Genomic DNA, 13236 nt, shown 5'->3' on the forward strand with positions numbered 1-13236 from the left:
TCCGGCCGGAAATCCGCGGCTCAGCCCCCGCCCACCGTCATGAGCCACTCATGGACGCACCGCGCCGTCGAACCGGCGTGGTCGGCCAGCATGTTGAGGTGATTGCCCGGCACATCGACGACGGTGTGCGGAAGTGTCCAGGAGGGTCGGACGTCGAAGCCCTCCAGCGGCTCTCCCGTCCTTCCGGGAAACGGATCCCGCGCGCGCAGCAGGAGGGTCGGCGTGGCGATCTCGGCCGGTGCCCAGTCGGCGAAGACCCGAAGATATCCGCCCATCGCGCTGACCATCGCGTGGTCCACCTGGACGAGGGACCGCACCCGTTCCCACATACCGTTGTTCATCGCCGTCTCGAAGACCAGGGCCGAGTCGTCGGGCGGGTAGGTGTCCATGAGCACCACACCCGCCGGGGCCGTCCCGAGGCTCTCCAGACGGTGGGCCACCTCATGCGCGAACCAGCCCCCCGCGCACTGTCCGACGAGCGCGAACGGAGCCCCGTCGGCGCATTCTCGCGCGGTGTGGGAAAGCATCTCGGCGACCGCGTCCACGGTCGCGGGAAGGCGCTCGCCCGCGGCGAAACCCGGCAGCGGCACATGCCATACGTCGTGTCTGTTCTCCAGGGCCGAGGCGAAGCCGGCGTAATGGCGGTGATCGGGCGGGCCCGCGATCGTGGGAAAGCACACCAGGAGAGGCCGTTTGTCACCCCGCGCGAGCCGAGTGGCCTCCGGCAGCCGGCATTCGCCGCCGGGGAGGTCGAAGGTGGGGCGGAGCCGGGAGGCGGCTTTGATCAGTTCGATGCCCGCGCCGGCCCGCCCGGACGTGCAGGAATCGAGGAACATCGAAGAGACGGTGTCGGGTGCGTCCTCATCAGCTGCCGCCTCGCCCCCTCCGCTGTCCTCGGTGACACCGCTCGCGGCATCAGGATTCCCCGCCGTCAGCCGCGTCAGCAGATCCTGTGCCAGGGCCAGGGGCGTGGGGTGGTCGAAGACGACCGTGGCGGGCAGTCGGCAACCAGTCGCGTGTACCAGCCGGTTACGCAGCTCGATCACCGTCAGGGAGTCGAACCCCATGGCGCGGAATTCGCGCTTCGCCTCGATCGTGCCGGTCCCGGTGTGGCCGAGGACGGTGGCGGCGTGGGTGCGGACCAGTTCCAGAAGAGCCTGGTCCTGCCCTTCCGGAGGAAGCCGGAACAGACGGTCACGGGTCCCCGCCGGGGCATCCGCGTTCCGGCCGGCGCGGCCGTGTGCCGAGCCGCGCGACGGCCGTCGTGGCCCTGCCGCGGCCGGGGCGATGAGCGCCGGGATGTTCAGCCGGGCGGCGATGAGGAAGGGGTGGTGCGAGGCCCGTCCGGTGTCGAACAGGGACAAGCCCTCCTGCACGGTCATGGGGGTCACGCCCTCGCGCGCCATGCGGGCTCGGTCGGTGTCGCTCATGCGTCCGGTCATACCGGTGCTCCGGGCCCACAGGCCCCAGGCCAGCGAGACGGCGGGGAGCCCCTGCCCGCGGCGGTGTTCGGCGAGGGCGTCGAGGAACGCGTTGGCTGCCGCGTAGTTGCTCTGGCCGGGATGGCCCAGCACGCCCGCGGTCGAGGAGAACAGGACGAAGGCCGCCAGATCGGCGTCCTGGGTGAGCGCGTGAAGGTTCAGCGCCGCATCCACCTTGGCTCGCAGAACGGCTTCGCACCGTTCGGGGGTGAGCGAGGTGAGCACGCCGTCGTCCAGGACACCGGCCGCGTGGATGACGGCCGTCAGGGGATGCCGGTCCGGGACGGTGGCGAGGAGGCGGGCGAGTGCGTCACGGTCGGCCGCGTCACATGCCACCACCGACACCTCGGCGCCCGACTCCTGCAGGTCAGCGGCGAGTCGGGCCACGCCCTCGGCCTCGACGCCCCGCCGGCCGGCCAGGATCAGGTGCCGTACCGCGTGAGCGGCCACCAGGTGCCGGGCCACCAGCCCGCCCAGGCCCCCTGTGCCGCCGGTGATGAGCACCGTCCCGTCAGGGGCGAGCGGGCGAGGCACGGTGAGCACATTCTTGCCCACGTGCCGGCCCCGGCCGAGGAACCGGAACGCTTCCGGGGCCTGCCGCACGTCCCAGGCGGTGACCGGCAGCGGACGGAGCACACCGCGTTCGAACAGGGCCAGCAGTTCGGTCAGCATCCGCTCGATCCGCTCGGGCGCGACCGTCAGCAGGTCGAAGGCCCGGTACGCGACGCCACGGTGGCCCGCCGCCACGTCACGGGGATCGCGGACGTCCGTCTTGCCCATCTCGAGGAAGTGACCGCCGCGTGGCAGCAGGCGCAGCGACGCGTCCACGAACTCCCGCGTCAGGCAGTTCAGGACCACGTCCACGCCGCGCTTCCGCGTGGCGGCCATGATCCGCTGTTCGAAGTCCACGGCGCGGGAGGAGGCGATCCGGTCGTCGCCGATTCCCATGGACCGCAGGACGTCCCATTTCCCGGGCGCGGCGGTGGCGAACACCTCCGCGCCGAGGTGGCGGGCGAGTTGAACGGCGGCCATGCCCACCCCGCCGGCCGCGGCGTGCACCAGCAGGGATTCGCCCGGCCGCAGCTCCGCCAGGTCGACGAGCGCGTGGTAGGCGGTGAGGAACACGACCGGGACCGACGCGGCCCGGGCGAACGACCAGCCGGCCGGGATACGGGCGAGCAGCCGCCGATCGGCGATCGCCACGGGGCCGAAGGCCCCGGTGAAGACGCCCATGACCCGGTCGCCCACGGCAAGTCCGCGGACCCGCGGCCCCACCTCGGTGACGAACCCGGCACCTTCGAGGCCCATGCCTTCCTGACCGGTCACCAGACCGTGCGCGACGGCGACGTCGCGGAAGTTCAGGCCGGCGGCCCGTACGGCGATCCGTACCTGTCCCGGCTCCAGCGGGGCCACCGCCGTGGAGCACGGCGCCAGGGCCAGGCTCTCCACCGTGCCCGCGGGCGGCAGTTCCAACCGCCAGGACCGTGCCCGGGCCGGAGGCGGCAGGGCGTCGTCGCGGCCCGCGCGGGCCAGAGCCGGAAGGTGGACGGCGCCGGCCCGTACGGCGATTCGCGGCTCCCCGCTGGTCAGGGCAGACGGGAGCGCGGCGAGCGAAGCGGCCTGCCCGTCGACATCGGCGAGCACGAACCGGCCGGGGTGTTCCGCCTGCGCCGAGCGCACCAACCCCCAGACCGGAGCGTGCGCCAGGTCCCGTCCGCCCTCTCCGGGAGCCACCGCGACGGCGCCGCGCGTGAGCACCACCAGCCGGACGGCGGTGAACCGCTCCTCGGCAAGCCAGGACCGCAGCAGATCCAGGACCCGGTACACCCCGGTGTGCACCGCCCCGGCCGCACCGCGGTCCGTCCAGATCCCCGACCCGGATGCGCCATCGGCGAGGAAGACCTGCGCTCCGTCCGCTAGGACGGGGACGATCACCGTGTCCGGGAGCGCAGCGCCCGTGGCGACGGCCTCACCCAGCCGGGCCGGATCCGCGTACACGTCCACCGGGCCACCGGCGCCGCCCAGAGCCTCGGCGACACCGAGCGGGTCCGGGCCCAGGACCGCCCAGCGGTCACTCCCGGCCGTGACGGAAGGCTCGGGGGCCACGGCCGGGTTCCACTCCAACTGGAAGATCCCGGCGGCCCGGCCGGTGCGGGCGGCCTGGAGCTGCTCGTCGGAGACCGGGCGCAGCACCAGTGACCGTACGGTGGCCACCGGCCGGCCGCGGTCGTCGGCCACGGCCATGGCGACCTCGTCCGGCCGCAGCGGCGACAGCCGCACACGCAGCGCCGAGGCACCGCGGGAGTGCAGGGTCAGCCCGCTCCAGACGAACGGCAGCCGGATCCGCCGCGTGTCCCACCCCTCCGCCAGGCCGAGCGCGAGCGGGTGCAAGGCGGCGTCCCACAGGGCGGGATGCACCGCGAACCGGTCGGACTCGGCGGCCTGCGCGCCCGGAAGGCACACCTCGGCCACCATGTCCCCGCCGTGCCGCCAAGCCGCCCGCAGCCCTTGGAACTCGGGTCCGTACCCGTAGCCGAGAGCGGCCAGCCGTTCGTAGACGTCATCGAGGCCGATCGGGACCGCTCCGGTCGGCGGCCACACTCCGTCGGCGTCGCACACCGCCCGCGCCGTGGCCGGGCCGGCCTCGGTGTCCGCCTCGGTCAGCACACCGGTGGCGTGCGGGGTCCACTCTCCGCGCGCGGGTGCGGCGGCCGAGCCGTCGTCGACCCGGGCGTACACGGCCAGCGCCCGCCGCCCGGCCGCCTCGGGAGCCTTGACCTGGAGCCGCACCACTACCGAGCCACCTTCCGGGATGGCGACGGGGGTCTCCAGGGCCAACTCCTCCACCCGGTCACAGCCGACCTGCTCCCCGGCCCGGAGCGCCAGCTCGACGAGCGCCGTGCCCGGCAGCAGCACCACACCGGCCACCGCGTGGTCGGCCAGCCAGGGATGCGTCCGCAGTGAGATCCGGCTGGTGAACACCGTCTCGCGGCCGTCGGCCAGTTCGACGACGGCGCCCAGCAGAGGGTGATCGGCCGCGTCCACGCCCAAGGCCGCCGTGTCCCCGGGCGGGGCGGGCGGCTCCAGCCAGTAGCGCTCCCGCTGGAAGGCGTAGGTCGGCAGCTCCACCCTCCTCGGCGCCGGCCGGCCGGCGAGCGCCGTGGCGAAGACCTTCGGCCAGTCCACTCCGACACCGGCCGTGTGGACCTGCGCCAGCGACGTCAGGAAGCGCGGCATCCCGCCCTGGCCACGGCGCAGCGACCCCACCACGACGGCGTCGTCGACACCGCTGCGGTCCAGGGTTTCCTGTAGTCCCGCCGCCAGCGCCGGGTGGGGGCTGACCTCGACGAACACCCGGTGACCCGCCGTCGCCAGGGCCTCGGCGGCCTGCTGGAATCGTACGGTGTGCCGCAGATTGCGGTACCAGTACTCCGCGGTGAGCTCGGCGGTGTCGATCGGGCCGGCCGCTACGGTGGAGTAGAAGGGAATCCGGGCGGGGCGCGGGGCGATGCCGCAGAGCGCGTCGATCAGACGGTGCTCGACGGCCTCGACCTGGGGGCAGTGCGAGGCGTAATCCACGGCGATCCGCCGGGCTTCCACCCCCTCGGCCTGGTACGCGGCCATCAGTTCCGCCACGGCCTCGGCGTCCCCGGAGACCACGGTGGTACCGGGGCCGTTGACCGCCGCCACCGCCAACCGGTCCTTCAAGTCCTCCCACTGCGGGGACGCGGTGACCTCCTCGGCCGCCCGAGGCAGCGACACCATGCCCCCGCGACCGGCCAGGGCGCCGACCGCCCGGCTGCGCAGAGCCACCACCCGCGCCGCGTCCTCCAGGGACAGGGCCCCCGCGACATGCGCCGCGGCGATCTCCCCCTGGGAGTGCCCGACGACCGCGTCGGGTTCCACGCCGCAGGACCGCCACAGCGCGGCGAGGGAGACGTTGACCGAGAACAGCACGGGCTGGATCACCTCGACGCGGTCCAGTGGCGGCGCGCCCGCCGCCCCGCACAGCACCTCGGGCAGCGACCAGTCGACGTACGGGGCCAGGGCCTCGGCACACGCCGCCATCCGCTCGGCGAACACCGCCGACGAAGCCAGCAGTTCGGTGGCCATCCCCGCCCACTGCACACCCTGGCCGGGGAAGACGAAGACCACGGCGGGGGCGGCTCCGGCAGGGGCCGGCCCCCGGCCTTCGACGACCTCCGGCGCCGGTTTCCCGTGCGCCAGCGCTTCCAGACCGCGCACGAAGCCGTCGTGGTCCGCGGCGAGGACCACCGCACGGTGCTCGAGCATCGATCGGGTGGTGGCCAGGGCATACCCGACGTCGAGTGGCCCGGCGCCCCGTTCGTCCGCCACAAAACTCCGCAGCCTGCGTGCCTGGTCCCGCAGCGCCTGAGGGCTTCTGGCCGACAACGCCCACGGCACGACGGGCAGCGCCGTGGAGGGGTGCTCCGCGCCACTGCCCCCGGCGGCGGGATCTCGTTGCTGTTCGGGGGCTTCTTCCAGGATCAGATGGGCGTTGGTGCCGCTGATGCCGAACGAGGAGACCCCGGCCCGCCCCGGCCGTCCGCCGCGGGGCCAGGGCGTCGCCTCGGCCACCAGCCGGACGGCGCCGTCCGCCCAGTCCACATGCGGCGAGGGCTCCGCCACGTGCAGAGTGGCCGGGAGCGTCCGGTGCCGCAGCGCCAGCACCGTCTTGATCACGCCGGCGACTCCGGCCGTGGCCTGGGTGTGCCCGATATTGGACTTCAGCGACCCCAGCCACAGCGGGCGTTCCGCCGAGCGTCCCCGACCGTAGGCGGCCAGCAGCGCATGCGCCTCGATCGGATCACCGAGCCCGGTGCCCGTGCCGTGCCCCTCGACGGCGTCGACGTCCGCGGCGCACAGGCGGGCGTCCGCGAGGGCCGCGTGGATCACCTGCTCCTGGGACAGCCCGTTCGGCGCCGTCAGCCCATTGCTCGCCCCGTCCTGGTTGATCGCACTGCCCCGGATCACCGCGAGCACCGGATGTCCGGCATGCCGCGCGTCCGACAGCCGCTCGAGGAGCAGCACGCCCACCCCCTCGGCGATGCCGAAGCCGTCCCCGTCGGCGGAGTACGCCTTGCACCGCCCGTCCGCCGACAGGGCTCTCTGCCGGGAGAACTCCACGAGGAGCCCGGGATCCGCGACGACCGAGACCCCGCCGGCCAGCGCCAGTCCGCACTCGCCCGAGCGCAGCGCCCGGCCGGCCAGGTGCACGGCCACCAGCGACGACGAGCACGCCGTGTCCACGGTGACCGCCGGGCCCCGCAGACCGAAGGCGTACGCGATCCGTCCTGAGACGACACCGCCCATGCCACCGGTCAGCAGATACCCCTCAAGCTCCTCCGGCGCCCGGTACGGTCTCGGCACATAGCCCTGGTCGTACGCCCCGGCGAACACGGCGGTCCGGCTGCCGCGCAGGGTGGCCGGATCGATCCCGGCCCGTTCGAACACCTCCCAGGAGGCCTCCAGCATCAGCCGCTGATGCGGATCCATCGCCAGGGCCTCGCGCGGACTGATTCCGAAGAAGCCCGCGTCGAAGTCCGCGGCGTCGGCCAGAAACCTGCCACCGCGCGCGTATGTGGTGCCCGCCCGGTCCGGATCCGGGTCGTAGAGGGCGTCCAGATCCCATCCCCGGTCGTCGGGGAAGCCCGGAGTGATCTCGCTGCCGGAGGCGACCAGTTGCCAGAGGTCTTCCGGAGAGCGCACGCCCCCCGCGAACCGGCAGGCCATCCCGACGATCGCGATCGGCTCACCGGCGGAATCGGCCGGACTTCTCACCGGCGGCGGGCCGGCCGAGGGCTGCGTGTCGCCCAGCAGCGCGCCCAGATGGCCGGCCAGCGCCCCCGCGGTGGGGTGGTTGAAGGCCACGATGGCCGGCAGCCGCAATCCGGTGGCGGAACCGAGGCCGTCGCGCAGCTCGAGCGCGGCCGCCGAGTCGAGGCCGATCTCCTCGAAGCTGCGCTCCGGATCCACCGCGCCGGCTCCGGGCAGCCGCAACACCTCGGCCACCTGGCTCCGTACGAGCGCCAGCAGGCGGCGGCGCCGCTCCGCTTCGGGCAGACCGGAGAACCGGCCCGCCGGGCGAGGTGAGCCGGTCACGGCGGACACGTCGCCGGGCGTGCGCGGTCGGCAGGGCTGCCGCTGGAACGCGTACGTGGGCAGGTCCACCCGCCGGACGCCGGGCGCGGAGAACACCGGCGCCCAGTCCACCTGGACACCGTGGACGTGAGCGCGCGCCAGGGAGTGGAGAAACTGCTCCATGCCGCCCCGGTCGCGGCGCAGCGTGCCCACGACCACGGCATCCGGCGCGGCATCCTCGAAGGTGTCCCGCAACCCCATGGCCAGTACCGGATGCGGGCTCAGCTCGACGAACAGCCGATGCCCGTGGCCGAGCGCCAGCCGGGCCGCCTGCTCGAACCGGACGGTCCGGCGCAGATTCCGGCACCAGTAGTCGGCATCCAGCTCCTTGGTGTCCAATCGGCCGGCGACGACCGTGGAATAGAAGGGGATGGGGGACGACCGGGGCCTGATGGACGCCAACGCACTCCGGATTTCGTCCATCAGCTCGTCCGTCTGCGGGGAGTGCGTGGCGAGATCGATCGCGACCGGGCGGGCGCGAACCCCCAGGGCGGAGACCTCCGTGACGAACTGGCGGACGGCGTCGCCGTCACCGGAAACCACCGTGGAATTGGGCCCGTTGACCGCGGCGACGGCCAAGCGCTCTCCCCAGGGCCGCAGCCGTGAGCGCACCTGTTCCTCGGGCAGCAGCACCGAGGCCATCGCCCCGCGCCCGGAGAGCCTCGCCTGGGCCCTGCTCCACAGCGCCACGACACGAGCCCCGTCCGCCGGCGACAGCCCGCTGGCGGCACAGGCGGCCACGACCTCGCCGACACAGTGCCCGATCACGGCGGCCGGTTCGACGCCGTGGGAACGCCAGAGGCCGACCAGCGACATCATCGTGGTGAACAAGGCGGGTTGCACCACGTCAGCCCGCTGCCAGGCAGCCGCGTCGGGCTCCTCGCGGCTCAGCAAGCTGAGCAACGACCAGTCGAGGTACGGCTCGAACGCCGCGGCGCAGGCCTCCACGCCCTCCCGGAACACCGCGGAAGTCCGCAGCAGCTCCCGCGCCATCCCCGGCCACTGCGGGCCCTGACCGGGGAAGACGAACACCGGCCCGGTGTCGGGGACCGTCCGGCCCAGGACGAGGCGCGGGTCGTCCCGCCCCGCGGCCACCGCCTCCAGGCCGTCCATGAGGTCCTCAGCACCGGCGCCGAGGACCACCGCCCGGTGTTCGAAGGACGCCCGGGTGGTCGCCAGCGAGTACCCGACGTCCTCCGGCGCCGACTCGGGGCGCCCCGCCACATGGTCGAGCAGCCGCCGCGCCTGCGCCCGCAGCGCGGCGGGGGTCCGGCCGGACAGCACCCAGGGGACGAGCGTGGCCGGTCGAGCGCCGCCGCGCCCTGTCGCCCGCCGGGACCGGGCCGGGCCCGGGGCGGAGGGCGTGCCGCGGGTGGCCGGCGGGGCTTCGCCGAGTACGAGGTGGCAGTGCGTGCCATCCGCCCCGGACGCCAGCACACCGGCCAACAGCGGCACGCCCTCCGCCCCGGGCCACGGGCGCGGCAAGCGGCGGATGTCACCGGGGTCAGGCGGCAGGCAGCGGTGTTCGATCGACAGCACACTCTTGAGAAGTCCCGCCACCCCCGCGACGCTGCCCAGCCGACCGATGCCGGTATCGGCCGAATCCGTCGCCGCCCCGGCGTCGTGCGCCCTGCCGGAGCGGAGCAGCGCCCGCGTGGCCGCCCCGATGCCGTCCTCGGCCGAGGCTCCGCCGCCGTCGACCGTGAAATAGGAGAGGTGGCCGGGAGCGACACCGGCCCGAGCACACGCGTCACGCAACACCTGGGCCTGTGTGACACCTTGTGGGACGGCCGGCTCCTCGCCGCGGCCGTCGCGGACCGCGCCGCCCAGGATCACGCACCGGACCCGGTCGCCGTCGGCGAGGGCCAGGGAGAGCCGTTTCATGACGAACAGGCAGCCACCCTCGCCGGGTACCGGCGCCTCCTCCGCCAGGCGGTCGGGCCCGTCTTCATCCCACCCGATGCGCAGCCGCACGCCACCGGCGAGGGCGAGCGAACACTCCCCCCGGCGCAGACTCTCCCCGGCCGCGTGTACGGCGGCGAGCGCGGACACCTGGGCGGCGTCGACCGCGAGGCTCGGGCCGGTGGTGCCGAGGAAGGCGGCGACCGTGTCGGCGATGGTGTCCCGATCCGTCTTGGGAGGCGCTTCCACGCCCTGCGGGCGCAGTACAGCGACGTCGTCCTCGCGCGCCGCGCCGAGGAAGACTCCGGTCTCGCCGTTCTTGACGCGGTCGATCACCACCCCGGCGTCTTCCAGGGCCTCCCAGCCCAGCTCCAGCGCGAGGCGCCGCTGAGGATCCATGGCCGCGGCGTCCTGCGGTGCCATCCCGAAGAAGGACGAGTCGAAGTGGTCGATGCCGTCGAGGAAGGCCCCCCGGCGGGGAGTCCTCGACGGCCGTTCTCCGGGTTCCGCGAAGAGGGTCCGACGATCGCACGGCAGCCATGTGACGGCGTCCTCGCCGTCGCGGAGCAGTCGCCAGAAGCCCTCGGGATCGGGCGACTTCGGCAGTCGGCACGCGTACCCCACGATCGCGATCGGCTCGCCATCCGGGCTGCCGGGATGTCCGCCGGTCATAGAACTCCCTGGGAGGCGAGGACGAGCTGAGCGGGCACTGGGACCCTAAGGAGGCCCACGGCGCCGTAGAACCCCCTAACCGCCCCTGGCCGGGAAGGCCGGGCGCTGCCCGCAGGCCGTCGGAGCGAGGCGGGCGGGGCTCCGCCGCCGCGCGAGGGCGACTCCGCCGAGACTCGAGCGCGCCGGAACACACTGCGGTCCGGAAGTAGTCATGAGATGTGACATGAGTCCTGGAGGGCCATGCTCATTGAACGGAGCGCGCACACAGCCCTGGCAGAGGCGACGCTTCATGAGTGTGCGGCAGGCGCATTCCGGCTGTTGATCGCCGAGGGCGGGCCAGGGTGCGGCAAGAGCGAATTCCTGAAGCGATTCCTCGGGATCGCGGCCGAATCCGGTGCGGTGGTCCTCGACGTGCCCGGTCTGCCCGGCGACCGCGCCACTCCTCTCGGGCTCGTACGGCGGCTGGCCGAGCACCCGGCGCTGCCGGACCGGACCCGCGAGCGGCTGCGGCTCGCCCCGGCACAGGACGCGGCCGACGTCACGGAGCCGCTGCGTGCGCTCTCCATATCCGCGCCGCTGGTGATCGCGGTCGACGATCTGCACCACGCGGACCAGCCATCGCTGCGGCAGCTGTTGCATCTCGCACACCACGCCCGCTCGGCCAGGATCCTGCTGATCGGCACGGAGGGCCCGTACGGCCGGGGCGGCGACCCGCTGCTCGGCACCGAACTGCTGCGCCACCCCGGCTTCCGGCGCATCAGGCTGGACCCGCTCAGCCCCGAAGGCGTGACCAGGCTGGTCGGAACCCTCGGCACCCTCGGCACCCTCGGCGACCAGCAGGCGGACGGCCGCCGCGGCGCCGAGTGCTTCGCCATGACCGGCGGCAATCCGCTGTTGCTGCGGGCCCTGCTCCAGGACCGGTGGGCGGCGCCGGACACCGGCGGCCGGGGCCCGCGGCCCACCGCCGGGGGACCGTTCCACCAGGCGGTGGCGGCCTGTCTGGCCCGCACCGGCACACCCACCCGGGACGTCGCCGGGGCGCTGGCCGTGCTCGGCCCCTCCGCCACCCCCGCCCTGCTGAGCCGGCTCCCGGGACTGGACACGGCCGCGGTGGCCCGCGCCCTCCAGGTCCTGGAACTGAGCGGGCTGACGGACGGACACCGCTACCGGCACCCGGTCGTCACCGCCGCCGCACTCGACCACCTGGACGCCGACGACCGGCGGCTGCTGCACGAGCGCAGCGCCCTGCTGCTGCACGACCAGGGCGCCCGGGCCACCGAGGTCGGCGAGCATCTGCTCGCCGCCCAGCCCACGGCCCCCGCCTGGGCGGTCGCCGTACTGCGCGACGCCGCCGCCGAGGCCCTGGTGGACGACGACGCGCCCGCGGCGATCCGCTATCTGGATCTCGCCTGCCGCGCCTGCCAGGAGCCGCCCCAGCGGGCCGCGACCCGGATCGCGCTCGCCGCCGCCCTCTGGCGGGTCAACCCCTCCGCCGCCGAGCACCACGTCGGCGAGACGCTCGCCGACCTGCACACCGGCGCACTGGCGGACGGCGACACGGCCCCGCTCGAACGGCTGCTGATCGGCTTCGGCCGACTGGAGGAGGCGAGCCGGGCGCGGGCCCGGCTGGAGGCGGCCGGCCACCCGCACAGCGGTCCAGGGCCGGATCCCGACCCGGCGAGGCCGTCGGTGGTGCACCCCTGCCCCTGGCCCGTCGAGCCCGAGGAGAACCGGCCGCCGCCCCCGCCCGACGCCGCCGCCCCCCGCGAGCCCTGGGACGAGACCCCCGGCGTCGGCACGGCCACCGCCATCTGGGGCATCCCCGGCCACGGCACCAGCGAGGCCGCCGCCGACGAGGCCGAACGGCGGCTGCGCGCCTGCCCGCTGCTGGACGGCACGCTGGCGGTGGTGGCCAACGCCGTACGGACCCTGCTGCGGGCCGGCCGGACGGCCGAGGCCGACGAGTGGTGCCACCGGCTGCTGAAGGAGGCCACGACCCGGCGCTCGCCGGGCTGGGAGGCGGAGTTCCTCGCCATCCTCGCCGAGATCGCCCTGCGCAAGGGGGCCCTGCCGGACGCCGAGGAGCGCGCCCGGCAGGCCCTGGCCTGCCTGCCCGGCCGCGGCGGCAGCGTCCTCGTCGGAGGCCCGCTCGCCTCCCGGCTCCACGCGTACACCGCCATGGGCCGGTACCACGACGCGGCCCGCGTGCTGCACCACCCGGTGCCGGCCGCGCTGTTCCAGAGCGTGTACGGCCTGGCGTACCTCCGCGCCCGCGGCCACTACCACCTGGCCACCGACCACACCCGCGCCGCGCTCCGCGACTTCCTGGCCACCGGCCGTATGGCACAGCGCTGGGGCCTGGACCACCCCGCCCTGCTGCCCTGGCGCGCCGACGCCGCCCAGGCGTTCCTGCGGCTCGGCGAGCGCCCCGGGGCGGCGCGGATGATCACGGAACAGCTGTCCTGTGCCCGCCTGTGGAGCGACCCGCACACCCGGGGCGTCTCGCTGCGGCTCCGGGCCCGGGTCGCCGCCGCGCCGGAGCGCCCGCACCTGCTCACCCAGGCCGTCGAGGTGCTCCAGCAGTGCGGGGACCGGCTCGAACTCGCCCGGGCGCTCGCCGACCTGGGGGCCGCCTACCAGAGTGTCGGCGAGTCGGTCCGGGCCAACAACGTGAGGCGCAGGGCGTGGCGGATGGCCGAGGAGTGCGGTGCCAAGGCGCTGTGCGACAGCATTCTGCCCCGGCAGGCGATGTGCGGCGGGGACCGGCCGGACCCGCCCGGCCGCGACCAGGGAGCGGGGCTCAGCGAGTCGGAGCTGCGCGTGGCCATCCTCGCCGCGAACGGCAACTCGAACCGCGAGATCGCGGTACGGCTGTGCGTGACGATGAGCACGGTCGAGCAGCATCTGACGCGTGTTTACCGCAAGCTGCGCATCAGCCGTCGCCAGCAACTGCCGAAGAGCCTGATCGGCCCGGTGGGGACACCGGCGACAAACCACAAAGAGCTGTCCTCGTTCTGAC

At 74.4% G+C, this 13236-nt stretch carries 1 protein-coding gene and 1 pseudogene; one reads left to right on the forward strand and one right to left on the reverse strand.

What is annotated here, in order from left to right; translation table 11 throughout:
* Positions 1-56: 56 nt before the first annotated feature.
* Positions 57-10172 (reverse strand): annotated as a pseudogene (locus tag ABTY62_RS24620) (SDR family NAD(P)-dependent oxidoreductase); the annotation flags it as partial.
* A gap of 285 nt (positions 10173-10457) precedes the next feature.
* On the opposite strand from ABTY62_RS24620, the gene ABTY62_RS24625 reads away from it, so the two are divergent.
* Complete coding sequence (locus ABTY62_RS24625) at positions 10458-13235, forward strand: helix-turn-helix transcriptional regulator (protein ID WP_352131597.1); 2778 nt, start codon at positions 10458-10460, stop codon at positions 13233-13235.
* Position 13236: the final 1 nt, after the last annotated feature.

The organism is Streptomyces sp. NPDC097640 (assembly GCF_040302705.1).
GTDB lineage: Bacteria > Actinomycetota > Actinomycetes > Streptomycetales > Streptomycetaceae > Streptomyces.

Excerpts from the sequence above, each read along its gene's own strand:
- ABTY62_RS24625 (WP_352131597.1), top strand. The coding sequence starts at position 10,458 with ATGCTCATTGAACGGAGCGCGCACACAGCCCTGGCAGAGGCGACGCTT.